General features: G+C 65.9%; 10 protein-coding genes. All 10 read left to right on the top strand.

Going from position 1 to position 13,646, the window contains the following annotated elements; all coding sequences use genetic code 11:
* The first annotated feature begins 40 nt into the window (after window positions 1-40).
* Window positions 41-1,918, top strand: coding sequence for a ribonuclease J (locus AEQU_RS05435; protein ID WP_022739925.1), 1,878 nt, complete (start codon window positions 41-43; stop codon window positions 1,916-1,918).
* Between the two features lie 7 nt (window positions 1,919-1,925).
* Window positions 1,926-4,502 (top strand): FtsK/SpoIIIE family DNA translocase, encoded by a 2,577-nt coding sequence (locus AEQU_RS05430; protein ID WP_022739924.1) that lies wholly within the window; start codon window positions 1,926-1,928, stop codon window positions 4,500-4,502.
* A 53-nt stretch (window positions 4,503-4,555) separates the two neighbouring features.
* On the top strand, window positions 4,556-5,719 hold the full coding sequence (locus AEQU_RS05425; RefSeq protein ID WP_022739923.1) for a helix-turn-helix domain-containing protein: 1,164 nt from the start codon (window positions 4,556-4,558) through the stop codon (window positions 5,717-5,719).
* 28 nt (window positions 5,720-5,747) lie between these two features.
* Window positions 5,748-6,245, top strand: a complete 498-nt coding sequence (locus AEQU_RS05420; RefSeq protein ID WP_022739922.1) for a YajQ family cyclic di-GMP-binding protein — start codon at window positions 5,748-5,750, stop codon at window positions 6,243-6,245.
* 10 nt (window positions 6,246-6,255) lie between these two features.
* A complete protein-coding gene (rimO, locus tag AEQU_RS05415) occupies window positions 6,256-7,569 on the top strand; it encodes a 30S ribosomal protein S12 methylthiotransferase RimO (RefSeq protein ID WP_022739921.1) in 1,314 nt (437 codons plus the stop codon).
* Window positions 7,570-7,572: 3 nt separating this feature from the next.
* A complete protein-coding gene (gene pgsA, locus AEQU_RS05410) occupies window positions 7,573-8,751 on the top strand; it encodes a CDP-diacylglycerol--glycerol-3-phosphate 3-phosphatidyltransferase (RefSeq protein WP_022739920.1) in 1,179 nt (392 codons plus the stop codon).
* Between the two features lie 240 nt (window positions 8,752-8,991).
* Entirely contained in the window at window positions 8,992-10,047 is a 1,056-nt protein-coding gene (gene recA / locus AEQU_RS05405; protein WP_022739919.1) for a recombinase RecA, read from the top strand.
* Between the two features lie 6 nt (window positions 10,048-10,053).
* Window positions 10,054-10,761 (top strand): regulatory protein RecX, encoded by a 708-nt coding sequence (locus AEQU_RS05400; protein WP_022739918.1) that lies wholly within the window; start codon window positions 10,054-10,056, stop codon window positions 10,759-10,761.
* Window positions 10,762-10,966: 205 nt separating this feature from the next.
* Window positions 10,967-12,538 (top strand): ribonuclease Y, encoded by a 1,572-nt coding sequence (rny, locus tag AEQU_RS05395; RefSeq protein WP_022739917.1) that lies wholly within the window; start codon window positions 10,967-10,969, stop codon window positions 12,536-12,538.
* Window positions 12,539-12,541: 3 nt separating this feature from the next.
* Window positions 12,542-13,627 carry an ATP-binding protein gene (locus AEQU_RS05390; RefSeq protein ID WP_022739916.1) on the top strand — a complete coding sequence of 362 codons (1,086 nt, stop codon included), beginning with the start codon at window positions 12,542-12,544 and terminating at the stop codon, window positions 13,625-13,627.
* Window positions 13,628-13,646: the final 19 nt, after the last annotated feature.

Genomic DNA, 13,646 nt, shown 5'->3' with positions numbered 1-13,646 from the left:
GGCGTTTTTGCGCGTTACTACCTTAAGAAAGAGGCACTGAATGACCAAAGAAAACCAAGAGAAGCAGAACGGCCGCGCGGAGGGTGACAGCAGCAAGAACGCCAACCGGCGCAACAACGATCGCCGCAAGAACAACACCTCCTTCAAGCGGGTGAACCTGGAGCGCAAGCGCCCGCAGCTCTCGCGCGGCGAGACGGCGGCGGCCAAGGAGGTCCCCTCCGGCAGCCGAAAGCCGCGGCGCGGCTCGAAGGCGGGCAAGGACCCGAACGCGAAGCTCAAGATCATCCCGCTCGGCGGTCTTGACGCCATCGGCAAGAACATGACCGCCTTCGAGTGCAACGGCGACATGATCTTGGACGACGCGGGCCTGATGTTTCCCGACGACGACCATCCGGGCATCGACCTCATCCTGCCCGACTACACCTATGTGCTGGAGAACGCCGACAAGCTGCGCGGCATCGTCATCACCCACGGCCACGAGGACCACACGGGCACGCTGCCCTACCTTCTGAAGGATCTCGACCGCACGGTGAACATCTACGCCACAAAGCTCACGCTCGGCCTCATCGAGGGCAAGTTCGCCGAGCACCGGGTGAAGAACGCCAAGCTCATCGAGATCAAGCCCGGCGACGAGGTCAAGCTCGGCTGCTTCACAGTGGACTTCTTCGCCGTGAACCACTCCATCCCCGGCGCGGTGGGCCTGTTCATCCAGAGCCCGGCCGGCAACGTTTTGCACACCGGCGACTTCAAGCTGGACCAGACCCCCATCGACGGCATCACCACCGATTTCGGCGCCCTGGCCCGCTTCTCGGAGACGGGGGTCGATCTCATGATGAGCGACTCCACCAATGCCACGAATCCGAACTTCACCCCGTCCGAGGCCGAGGTGGGGAAGACCTTGGAGCAGATCATCTCTCAGGCCAAGGGACGCGTCATCATCGCCAGCTTCGCGAGCCACATCCACCGCATGCAGCAGATCTGCGATGCGGCGGTGAAGAACGGCCGCAAGGTGGTGGTCACGGGCCGCTCCATGATCCAGAACACCGACATCGCGCGGCGGCTCGGCTACCTGAACATCTCCGATGACAACCTCATCGACGCCTACGACCTGAAGGGCATTCCGCCCGAGCAGGTGGTCATCATGTGCACCGGCAGCCAGGGCGAGCCGCTGTCGGCTCTGGCCCGCATCGCCAACGGCGAGCACAAGACCATCGAGATCGAGGAGGGCGATACGGTCATCATCTCGGCCACGCCGGTTCCCGGCAACGAGAAGGCCGTCACCCGGGTCATCAACCAGCTGGCCAAGATCGGCGCCGACGTGTACGACAAGAGCCGGGCGCGAGTGCACGTGTCGGGTCATGCCGGGGCCGAGGAGCTGAAGATCATGCTCTCCATCGTGAAGCCGAAGAACTTCATGCCGGTTCACGGCGAGGCCACGCACCTGCGGGCCCACGCGAAGCTGGCCGAGGCCACCGGCGTCGACCCGGACAACATCTACGTGCTTGAGAACGGCGACTCCCTGGAGCTTTCCGCCCGGGGCGTCGAGCGTGGCGAGGGCGTGCCCTCGGGCATCGTCTATGTGGACGGCCTTTCGGTGGGCGACACCTCCCAGGACGTGCTGGACGAGCGCAACACGCTCGGCAACCAGGGCTTCGCCTCGGTGGCCGCGGCCGTGAACATGAAGGATCGCAAGCTCGTCGGCCAGGTGCAGGTGTCCATGCACGGCATTACCGGCGGCGACGACTACTATCTGGCCCACGAGGCCGAGAACACCGTGGCCAACGCTCTGCGCAAGTGCCTTTCCAAGGACGGAGGCGTGAAAGAACTGCGCAAGGCCGCCCGCGACGCGCTGCTCTCGCTTCTCTGGGAGCGCACCAAGCAGCGTCCCATGGTCGTCGTGAACCTGCTGGAGGTCTAGAGGCACCGTGGCGCGCAATACGAGCACCAACAAAGAGAAAGCGAGCGCCCAGAAGGCCTCGGGGAACCTGTCGAAGAGCGGCACGCGCAAATCCGCCGCGGCCCGCAGCCGCGCCGTGGAGGCCGAACCCCGCATCTTGGACGACCGCACGCGCCGCGACATCGTGGGCGTCGGCTTCATCATTTTGGGCATTGTGCTGTTCATCGCGGCCGCGGCTCCGGCCGGGGCCATCGTGACCGACTTCCTCTCGGAGTCGCTCCACGTCGTCTTCGGCGTGGGCTGCTACATCATGCCCTTCTTCCTCGTCGCCATTGGCGGCGCCGTTCTGTACCGCATGCAGTCGGAGCGCATGTCGCTGCGCGTCACGCTGGGCCTCTCACTCATCCTCGTGGCGCTGCTCGGCATCATCGCCCTGTTCACGCCGACGACCGGCACAGGACCTGCCGCCCTGTTCGACCGCATCGCGCTCGTGACCCATGGCGGCTATGTGGGGGCGGCGCTCGCCTGGGTGGGGCTCACGCTCTTCGGCCCGGCCATCTCCGCCATCCTGCTCATCGGGGTGGCCATCGTCGGCGTCATCGTCATCGGATTTTCCATCTCCGCATTTCTGGAGAAGGTGCGCGCCCGCTACGACTTGGACGGCGATAGTGCCGCCTCCCTCATTCCCGATGCCTTCGGATCTATGAGGCGGGGAAGGGGCAAGCCGCCGCTGACGACCATGGCCGAGTCCGCCGATCTGCCCCCGGCAGCCCATGGGGCGCCCACGGCCCGCATCTCCTTGGGCGAGCAACCGCGGCGGCGCTCCCGCGGGGCTGCGGCCGACGCTGTGTCCGATGCGGCCGTCACGCGGCAGCTGGGCGCCCAGAAGACGGGTGGCCTCGTGCCCATCCAGGCCCCTGATCCGCGCGAGGTGGCCGAGGTGGAGGACATTTCCGCCATGGAGCCGGCCGCTCCCATGACCCGCAAGCTCGGGCGGCGCCGCCAGGAGGCCGAGGTCGCCGAGCGCCAGGCTGCGAAGACGAAGTCCGTGAGTCGGAAGGCCGCCCCCAAGAAAAAGAAGGAGGCTCCGGCCCAACCGATCTCCAAGGACGGCTTCCAGCTGCCTCCCATGAATCTCCTCGCCACCGGCGGCGCCCGCCGCGGCTCTACCGAGGAGGAGCTGCGGGAAGTGGCTGCCGAACTGCAGGGAACCCTGGAGGACTTCGGCGTCATGGCGAGCGTGGTCGGCTGGGTGGAGGGCCCCACGGTGACGCTGTTCAAGGTGGACCTGCCCTCCGGCGTGCGAGTGAGCAAGGTCACCAACCTCACCGACGACATTGCGCTGGCGCTCGCCGCTCCCGGTGTACGCATCTTCGCCCCCATCCCCGGCACCAACTACGTCGGCATCGAGGTGCCCAACCGCAACCGCCAGATGGTGTATCTCCCCGACGTGCTCGCCGCTGCGGGCCCCGGGCCGCTGCAGGTGGCCATCGGCGAGGACGTGGAGGGCCACGCCATCGTCCACGACCTGGCGAAGATGCCCCATGTGCTCATCGCCGGCACCACCGGCTCGGGCAAGTCGGTCGAGGTCAACTCGATGATCATGTCCATCCTCATGCGAGCGACCCCGGCTGAGGTGCGCTTCATCATGGTGGACCCCAAGCGTGTAGAGTTCGCCCCCTACGAGGGCATCCCACACTTGTACGTCCCCGTGGTCACCGAGTGCCGCGAGGCCTCCAGCGCCCTTTCCTGGGCTGTGGCCGAGATGGAGCGGCGCCTGAAGATGTTCTCGAAGTGCGGCGTGCGCAACATCATCACCTTCAACGAGAAGGCCCGGGCGGCCCAGGCCGCCGACGAGGCCGCGGAGAAGAGGGGGGAGGAGCCGCCGGAGAACCCCTACGGCGAGCCCATTCCCTACATCGTCATCGTCATCGACGAGCTGGCCGACCTCATGATGAACGTGGGCAAGGAGGTCGAGTTCTCCATCAGCCGCATCGCCCAGCTCGCCCGCGCCGCCGGCATCCACCTCATCATCGCCACCCAGCGCCCCTCCACCAACGTAGTCACGGGCCTCATCAAGGCGAACATCACCTGCCGCATCGGGCTTACGGTGGCCTCGGGCATCGACTCCCGCGTCATCCTCGACTCCACGGGCGCCGAGAACCTCATCGGCATGGGGGACATGCTCTTGGCCAAGCCGGAGTACCCCAAGCCCATCCGCATCCAGGGCCCCTACATCCCCGACGACGAGATCGCCGCCGTGGTGGCGCACCTTAAGAGCCAGGGCGAGCCGGAGTACCACTCCGAGATCCTGAAGACCAACGTCGTGACCTTGGGCGACTCCTCGCCTTCGGGGGAGGGGGGCTCCGAGGCCGACGATCCGCTTCTGTGGGAGGCCGCCGATGTGGTGGTTTCAAGCGATTTGGGCTCCACGAGCAACCTTCAGCGTCGCTTGAAGGTCGGATACGCGCGAGCTGGACGTATAATGGATCAGCTGGAAGAAAAGGGCATCGTGGGCCCGGCCAACGGAAGCCGCCCGCGCGAGGTGCTCGTCGACCAAATGGAACTGGAAACACTGAAGGCCTTCGAGGCCGCTGACGAATAGGCCGGAACGGAACCGCACCGCAACGGCCAACGGAAAACACAGAGGAGACCATCGTGGCGAGACAGACATCATTCGGCGAGGCGCTTGCCCATGCCCGCGAGCGCAAAGGGCTCGATTTGTCCACGGCCGCCCGCAAACTGCGCATCCGCCCGGATATCCTGCGCGCCATCGAGGAGGGCGATTTCGCCCGCATGCCCCCGCGCGGCTACACGTCGAACATGGTGGGCGCCTACGCGCGCCTGGTGGGGCTGAACCCCACGGAGGTCACCCGCGCCTACCGGGAAGAGGTCTACCAGTTCGAGACGGGCCGCCGTCCGGCGAGCAACCGTCGCGAGCGCCCCCGCGATACCGGACGCACGGTCGCGCTGCCCTCCAGCCGCGACCGGGGATCCTCTCGGGGCTCCTACCGAGACGATTACGCGGGCTCCCCGCGCTCCGGCCGTTCCGGCTTGGGCGGTTCCTCGGCCCGCCCGGGCAGGGCGGCTCCGCAGCCCCAGTACACCAACCTCGTCCAAGGGCGCCAGGCCCCGGGCATCGCGGCGAACATCGGCTCGTATTTGCCGCTCATCATCGTGGGCGCCATCATCGTGGGCCTGCTCGTCCTCGTGATCGTCCTGGCCTTCGGAAACCGTGCGGCGCCGGAGAGCGATGTGCCCACGGTGCCCATCTCCGGCATGCAGAACCCCGCCGGCACCGATACCGGTGCCGCAAACGAGGGCGCAGGCGACGCAACGGCGCCCACCCAGCAGCCCGTGGCGCCGACGAGCGCCAAGTTCAGCTACAACGTGCCCGAGGGGTCAAGCGTCTACATCGAGGTCGTCCAGGACGGCAAGACCGTGGAGGCGGGCGATGTCACCGGGCCCAAGACGGCCGATTTCGATGTGACCGGAACGCTGAAATTCGTGCTTTCCGGTGATGACGAGGACATCACCGCCGTCAAGCTCACCCTCGACGGCGAGGAGGTGAAGGCCGAGGATCAGAACGGCCGCGGCGTCTACACCTACACCGTCAACTTCGAGGACGTGCTCAACGATTGGAAGCGCGCCAACGGCGTGGCCGGCGCATCCTCGGATAGCTCCGGCGACTCGGATTCCGGCTCCTCCTCCAGCTCGGATTCCTCGAGCGACGACTCCAGCACCAGCGACCGTTCCTCCGACACCTCCGGAAATGGCGACTCGTCCGACTCCAGCGAGGACTCCTCCGACAGCGCGGCCTAGCGGGCCCATCGAGAAAGGCAATCAACCCATGGCTAAAGAATCCAGCTTCGACATCGTCTCCACGGTGGATATGCAGGAGGTGGACAACGCCTTCCAGCAAGCCAAGAAAGAGCTTTCCCAGCGCTACGATCTGAAGGATTCGGGCGCCGAGATCTCCCTGGACAAAAGCGCCGGCACCCTGACGGTGACCGCGCCGGCCGAGTTCGTGGCCTCCCAGGTCATCGACGTCATCGGCAGCAAGCTCATCAAGCGCGGCATCGATCTTACCGCCGTGAAGTGGGGGGATTCCACGCCTTCCTCCGGCGGCGGGGTGCGCCGGTGCGCCACGGTGGTCAACGGCATCGACAAGGAGACCGCGGGCAAGATCAACAAGGACATCAAGGCCCAGAAGCTCAAGTGCAAGGTGACCATCGAGGGCGACAAGCTGCGCGTGAGCTCTCCTTCTCGTGACACGTTGCAGGAGGTCATCGCCTTCTTGCGCGGCCAGGACTACGGGCAGCCGCTGCAGTACGTCAACTATCGCTAGGACTACGGACGTGATCGATACGACGCGCGACAGCGCGGCGCCCTCCGTCTGCCTTATCACGATGGGGTGCGCGAAGAACGAGGTGGACTCGGCCGCCATGGCGCGGCGCTTGCGCGAAGCCGGCTTCTCCGTGACCGAAGAGGCGTCCAGCGCCGACGCCATCATCGTGAATACCTGCTCGTTCATCCAGGCGGCCACCGAGGAGAGCATCGATGCCATCTTCGAGGCCGCCTCCCTGCCCAAAGTGGATGAGGGCTCAGCCGCCCTCATCGTCGCCGGCTGCATGCCGGCCCGCTACGGGGACGACCTGGCCGCGGAGCTGACGGAGGCGTCGGCCTTTGTGCCCTGCAGTCGCGAGGACGATATCGCGGAAGTGGTGGCACGCGCTCTGGGGATCTCCCTGCCCGTGGCGGCCGTCGGGGGCGAGCCGGCGAAAGGGGAGGGCCGGACGTTCGCCTACGTGAAGATATCCGACGGCTGCGACCGCTTCTGCTCCTACTGCACCATCCCCTCCATTCGCGGGCGCTACCACAGCTTCCCGTACGAGCAGATCGCCGAGGACGTCGAGCGCGAGATCGCCTCCGGCGCCCGGGAGATCGTGCTCATCGCCCAGGACACCGGACGCTGGGGCGCCGACCTTCCCGACGGCCGCGACCTCGCATGGCTCGTCGACACGCTGGCCGAGGCGCACCCCGACACGTGGTTCCGCGTCATGTACCTGCAGCCCGAGGGCGCAACCGACGAGCTGCTCTCCGTTATGGCGGCCCGCGAGAACGTTTGCTCTTATCTGGACATTCCCCTGCAGCACGTGAGCGAGCCGATCCTCCGCGCCATGAACCGCCGAGGGGATGCCGCGGCGTTTCGCGCCCTCATCGAGCGCATCGAGGCGGCGGTGCCCGACATCACCTTGCGCACAACGCTCATCGCGGGATTTCCCGGCGAGACCGACGAGCAGTTCGAGGAGCTCCTCGATTTCGTCTCCGAGGGGCTGTTCCATTACGTCGGCGTCTTCCCCTACTCCCGCGAGGAGGGCACCGCCGCCTTCGACCTGCCGAACCAGATCGACGAGGACGAGAAGGCCGAGCGGGCCCAGGTGCTGCGCGACGCCGCTGATGCCGCCTGCGGGCCCCGCATCGCCGAGCGCATCGGGAAGGGGGCGATCGTGCTCGTCGAGGGAACCGAGGAGGACGGCCAGCGCTTCGGTCGCGCCCAATGCCAGGCGCCCGAGGTGGACGGCGTCACCTACGTGTCCCGCGGCGAGATCGGCGCGTTCGTTTCCTGCACCATCGCGGATACCCTGCTTTACGAAATGGAAGGCGAGTAGGCCATGACCACCATCCAGCCCACGGCTCCGGACAAGCTCTGGACGCCGGCGAACATCGTCACGCTCATCCGCATCTGCCTGGTGCCGGTCTTCGTGCTGGCGATCCTGAGCCCCTGGCCCGAATGGGTGGGCCTGCCGGGCATCACCATGGAGGCGAAGTGCGTCATCGCCGCTGGCATCTTCATTCTCATCTCCTGCACCGATTGGATCGACGGATATCTCGCCCGCAGCCGCGGGGAAGTGACCGACTTCGGGAAGTTCATGGATCCCCTGGCCGATAAGATCCTCGTCACGGCAGCGCTCATCGCCCTGGTGGAGCTGGCCGTGCTGCCCGGCTGGCCCGTGCTCATCATCCTTGCCCGCGAGTTCATCGTCTCTGGCATCCGCATGGTGGCGGCCAGCAAGGGCACGGTCATCGCCGCCAGCTGGTACGGCAAGGCCAAGACGGTGTTCCAGATCATCGCCATCGTGCTGTTCCTTCTCAAGGACTCGCTCACGTTCACCACGGCGGCCGGCGCCTTCACCAACCCCATGTTCGTGCTGTCCTGGACCGTCATGGTCATCGCGCTCATCCTGACGGTCATGTCCATGCTCGACTATCTCGTAAAGGCGCGCCATCTGTTGAAGGGGAGCGCGGGGGCCAAAACCGCAAAGGCGGCCGCCCCTTCTGCGGCACCCACCGAGATCGCGGCGCTGCAGAAGGCCATCGACGAGCAGGCGCGCATCGTCGTCGAGAAGGCGACGGCCGCAGGGGCCACGGTGGCCACGGCCGAAAGCCTCACCGGCGGCCTCGTCGCGGCCATGCTCACTTCCGTGCCCGGGTCGTCGGCCTCGGTGCGCGGCGGCATCGTGAGCTACGTGAACGAGGTGAAGGCCGAGGTACTCGGCGTTTCCGAGGACGTGCTCGCGCGACAGGGGGCCGTCGACGAGCTGGTGGCCCTGCAGATGGCCCGTGGCGCCCTGCGCGAGCTGGGCAGCGACGTCTCGGTGGCGGTCACGGGCATCGCCGGACCGACGGGCGCCGAGCCCGGCAAGCCGGTGGGCACGGTGTGGATCGGCTGCGCCACCGCCAAAAAGACCCATGCGGCATGCCATCATTTCGAAGGCGGCCGCGAGGCCGTGCGCCTGCAAACGGTGCTGATCGCCCTGCGCACGATGGAAGAGGCGCTCGCGAGCTTCTGACAGCGCCGCGGTTTTGGCGAGGGCGCACGGGCACTCTGCGACGAGAGTGCGACAGCGGTACGATCGGCGCGAGGACTCAAATGAGACATTCCCGCGTCATTGCTGCGGTCGCGTACCGTTATGCTGTTTTCGCGCACAGAGGAAACTGGTTTTTGAGAATCACCTCTTGACGTGCATACGTTTGTTCGTATAATGATGAAAACAGGCCATTTGTTCGCCTGGCCAAGACAAGGAGAGGTCATGAACGAAGATAAAGAAAAGATGCTCAAACTCACCACCGATCAAATCGAGTCCAAGTTCGGCAAGGGCTCTATCATGACCCTCGGCGAGGGAGGCGCCGATCTCAACATCGGGGTCATCCCCACGGGCGCCCTGCCGCTCGATGCCGCGCTCGGCATCGGAGGCGTGCCCCGCGGCCGCATCATCGAAATCTACGGTCCCGAGTCAAGCGGCAAGACAACTCTCGCCTTGCAGATTCTCGCGGAGGCTCAGGCGCTGGGCGGTATCGTTGCCTTCATCGATGCCGAGCACGCCCTCGATCCCGTTTACGCCGCGCGCATCGGGGTCGATATCGACGAGGTGCTCATCTCCCAGCCCGACACCGGCGAGCAGGCGCTGGAAATCTGCGATATGCTCGTGCGCTCGGGCGCTATCGACTGCGTCATCGTCGACTCTGTGGCGGCGCTCGTTCCCCGTGCCGAAATCGAGGGCGAGATGGGGGATACCACCGTGGGCCTTCAGGCTCGGCTCATGTCACAGGCCCTGCGCAAGCTGGCCGGGTCGCTGTCGAAATCGAACACCACCTGCATCTTCATCAACCAGCTGCGCGAGAAGATCGGCGTCATGTTCGGCAACCCGGAGACGACCACCGGCGGACGCGCCCTGAAGTTTTTCTCCTCGGTTCGCATCGACATTCGCCGCATCGACTCTATCAAGCAGAACGGCGATGTGGTCGGCAATCGCGTGAGGGCGAAGGTGGTCAAGAACAAGGTGGCTCCTCCTTTCCGCCAAGCGGAGTTCGATCTCATGTACGGCGAGGGCATCTCTCGGGAAGGCTGCATCGTCGATATGGCCGTGGAATGCGGCGTGGCCAAGAAGTCCGGCGCCTGGTACACCTACGGCGAGGAGCGCCTGGGCCAGGGCCGCGAGGCGGCCAAGCAGACGCTCAAGGAGAACCCCGATCTGCGTGAGGAACTCGAGAACAAGGTCCGCGAGGCCTACGAGATCCCCGTCATCGAGCGCCCGGCCGAAAACGAGTCGTTCACGCCGGCGCCCAAGAGCGGCAAGAAGAAGTAACGCATTGTGGCGTCCAAGGCCGACATACTCGCAGCGCTCAGGGCGGATATCGCTGCCCTGGAAGCCGCTCCTCCCTCAGAGGAACCGTGCGCGCAAATCGTCGCCTGGCCGTGCCCTGCCGAGGACGACGCCGTCTGCGGCAGGGATACAGGGGCGTCTTGCGCGCAGGATCTCTCCCGATCCTCTCGTGGAGAGGAGCGGGAGAGCGCTCTGAGCAACGAGGAGGGAAAGACGGCTCGAGACGCGTACCAGAAGATCCTCCGATGGGCCGCGGTTCGCGAGCGCTCCACGGCCTACCTGCGCGAGCGCCTGCTGAAGGACGACTTTCCTGCGGCAGTGGTGGAGGAGGCCCTTCAGCGCGCCGTGCGCGTACGGGCGGTGGACGATCGACGCTACGCCGACGCCCTCGTCCGCATGAAGCTTGCGGCCGGCCGGGGGCTTCGCGATGCCGAACGGGAGATCGAGGAGCTCGGCATCGACCCAGCCACCCTCGATTCCTGGGTCGAGCACGAGCGGAAGGGGAGGGACTTCGAAGTGGGCCGCGCCCTGGCCGCCCTGCGGCGTCGGCCGCCTAAAGCCAAGCGCGCCCGAGAGGCCGCCTTCCGCCGCCTCGTATCCCAAGGATTTTCCACCGACGTCGCCGCTACCGCCTCTCGCACGTGGTCCGAGGAGCAAGAGCGCAACCTGATGTGCGGTTCGATGGGCCATTCATGACACAAACCCACGAGAGTCTGTCTAAAGCCGCGGCCTTACGCTATACTGTGAGCCGTGGCTTTAGAGCATACGTGCCCTCCCGGGCATTCAAGATAGAGAATTTCATATTCCTCGTATCTTCGCGCAGTTATGCTCATGCCCGGCCACGGGCATTTTTTATGACATGAAATGGGTATGAAAGCCCAGATGAAAGGAGGAAACAGCCATGGATCCCATCACGATCGTGCTTTTGATCGTCGCTATCGTCATCGGCCTGGTCCTCGGTTTCATCGTCAACCGACTCATTGCCAGCTCCTCATCCAAGAACGCTGCCCGCGAGGCCGCAAGCCTGGTCGAGGATGCCAAGAAGCAAGCCGAGACGCTCCGACGTGAAGCCGCCGTGGAAGCCAAGGACGAGGCCCTTCGCTACAAGCAGGAGATGGAGAAGGAGAACAAGGAGCGCATGCGCGAGGTGCGCTCCGCCGAGAACCGCATCGCCCAGCGCGAGGAATCCCTCGATCGCCGCGTCGAGTCCCTAGATGCCCGCGAGCACCAGCTCTCGTCTTTGCAGGGACAAGTCGAGCGCCGCGAGCGCGATGTCGAAGAGGCCGAGAACGCCATCGAGCGCCATCGCGAGGAGGCCCAGGTCGAGATCAACCAGGCCCTCGAGCGCGCTGCGGGCATGAGCCCCCAGGAGGCCAAAGAGGAGCTGCTGGAGACCATCCACGACGAGGTCACCCGTGAATCGGCCGTCATCATCCGCGATGCCGAGACGCGCACCAAGGCCGAGGCGGACAAGAAGGCCCGCGAGATCTTGAGCCTTGCCATCCAGCGCGTGGCCGCCGACCACTCCGCCGAGAGCACGGTGTCCACCATCCATATCCCCTCCGACGATCTGAAGGGCCGCATCATCGGCCGCGAGGGCCGCAACATCCGCTCTTTCGAGCAGCTGACCGGCACGAACCTCATCATCGACGATACGCCGGAGTGCGTCACCATCTCCTGCTTCGACCCGGTGCGCCGCGAGATCGGCCGCGTCACCATGGAGAACCTCATCGCCGACGGGCGCATCCACCCCGCGCGCATCGAGGAGATGTACGATAAGGCCGTCAAGCTGGTGAACCAGCGGGTGCACGAGGCCGGCGAGCAGGCCACGTTCGATGCGGGCATCCACGATCTCCACCCGGAGCTCGTCAACACCCTGGGACGTTTGCGCTATCGCACCTCGTTCGGCCAGAACGTGCTGAACCATTCGCTCGAAGTGGCCTATCTGGCCTCGGTCATGGCTTCCGAGCTCGGGCTCGACCCCATCCCCGTCAAGCGAGCCGGCCTTTTGCACGACCTCGGTAAGGCCGTCGACCACGAGGTCGAGGGCAGCCACGCCGTCATCGGCGCCGATCTGGCCCGCCGCTTCGGCGAGCGGCCCGAGATCGTCCACGCCATCGAGGCCCATCACAACGATGTGGAGGCCAACTCCGTCGTCGACGTGCTCATTCAGGCCGCCGACGCCGTCTCCGCCGCCCGTCCCGGTGCCCGCAAGGAGACGCTGGACGCCTACGTGAAGCGCCTCGAGAAGCTGGAGGAGATCGCGAACTCCCACAAGGGCGTCGAGCGCACCTACGCCATCCAGGCAGGCCGCGAGGTTCGCGTCATGGTAGAGCCGGAAGTGGTGGACGAGGCCGAATCCGTCGTTTTGGCCCACGACATCGCCCAGCAGATCGAGAACGAGATGCAGTATCCGGGCCAGGTGAAAGTCGTCGTCATCCGCGAGAGCCGTGCGGTCGACTACGCCAAGTAGGCCATGGAAGGCGATACCCTCAGCGATTTCATAGACGATGTGTGCGGCGAGAGCCGTCTCCGGGTCGAGGACGACCTCGGAGACGGCTTCGTCCGTCTCCGGTCCTCCGAGGCCGAACGGCGCCAGGCCGCCCAGGACATCCGCTCGAGCGAGGACGTGGTCATCGAGCTTCTGCGCAACGCCCGCGACGCCGGCGCCAGCCGCATCTTCCTCGCCACCCAGAAGACCGGCAACGCGCGCCTGCTCACCGTCCTCGACGACGGCCAGGGCATTCCCGCTGCCCAGCACGAGCGCATCTTTGAACCGCGCGTCACCTCGAAGCTCGATAGCGCGCATATGGACAAGTGGGGCATGCACGGACGCGGCATGGCCCTTTACTCCATCTCCGTGAACGCCGAAGAGGCCCGAGTGCTGCAATCGGAGCCGGGGCTCGGCACGAGCCTTACGGTCGCCACCGACACCGAAAGCCTCGCCGAGAAGGCGGATCAGTCGACGTTTCCCCGCTTCGAGCAGGAGCCTTCCGGTTCGTGGGCGATGCGCGGCCCCAAGAACATCGTGCGCACGGCCGCGGAATTCGCCTTGGAGCACCGCGGCGATCTTTCCGTGTACCTCGGCACCCCAGTGGAGGTGGCGGCGACGCTGTACCAACTGGGCCTCGCCTCGCTCTCCCCGGCCGTGCGCGCCTTCGGGGGCGACGGCGCGGAGATCCCCCTCGTCAAGCGCCTCGCCCTGGCCGCCGGCCCCGATGATCTCGCGGACCGCTGCGAGGCCCTGGGCCTGCCGCTCTCCGAACGCTCGGCCCGACGCATTCTCGACGGGGCCATCGTTGCACTCGACCCCTTGACCGAGCGTTTGGCCGCCGAATCGTTCCCGCGGCAGACCCATCGCCCATCCGAGCGACGGCGAAATTCCAAGAACGCCCGGTCCCTGCGTCTGGCTCCCGAGGACATCGATGCGCTGAAGCGCGGCATCGGCCGTCTCATGGAGCCCGTGGCGGAAGCATATTATCTGGAAGCGGTGGGCGAGGCGGAGGTCATCGTGGGCCAGGAAGCCATCCGCATCACCGTTCCCATCCGCACGACGCTCTAAGGAAGCGCGCGCGGTTGCG

It is taken from the genome of Adlercreutzia equolifaciens DSM 19450, from assembly GCF_000478885.1.
Classification (GTDB): domain Bacteria; phylum Actinomycetota; class Coriobacteriia; order Coriobacteriales; family Eggerthellaceae; genus Adlercreutzia; species Adlercreutzia equolifaciens.
The sequence above is the reverse complement of the archived record's forward strand: the minus strand, read 5'-3'. Positions and strand labels throughout refer to the sequence as shown.

What these genes read in the sequence shown, in the direction of transcription:
- AEQU_RS05435 (WP_022739925.1), top strand. Translation starts at nt 41, where the DNA reads ATGACCAAAGAAAACCAAGAGAAGCAGAACGGCCGCGCGGAGGGTGAC.
- AEQU_RS05420 (WP_022739922.1), top strand. Translation starts at nt 5,748, where the DNA reads ATGGCTAAAGAATCCAGCTTCGACATCGTCTCCACGGTGGATATGCAG.
- pgsA (WP_022739920.1), top strand. Translation starts at nt 7,573, where the DNA reads ATGACCACCATCCAGCCCACGGCTCCGGACAAGCTCTGGACGCCGGCG.
- recA (WP_022739919.1), top strand. Translation starts at nt 8,992, where the DNA reads ATGAACGAAGATAAAGAAAAGATGCTCAAACTCACCACCGATCAAATC.
- rny (WP_022739917.1), top strand. Translation starts at nt 10,967, where the DNA reads ATGGATCCCATCACGATCGTGCTTTTGATCGTCGCTATCGTCATCGGC.
- AEQU_RS05390 (WP_022739916.1), top strand. Translation starts at nt 12,542, where the DNA reads ATGGAAGGCGATACCCTCAGCGATTTCATAGACGATGTGTGCGGCGAG.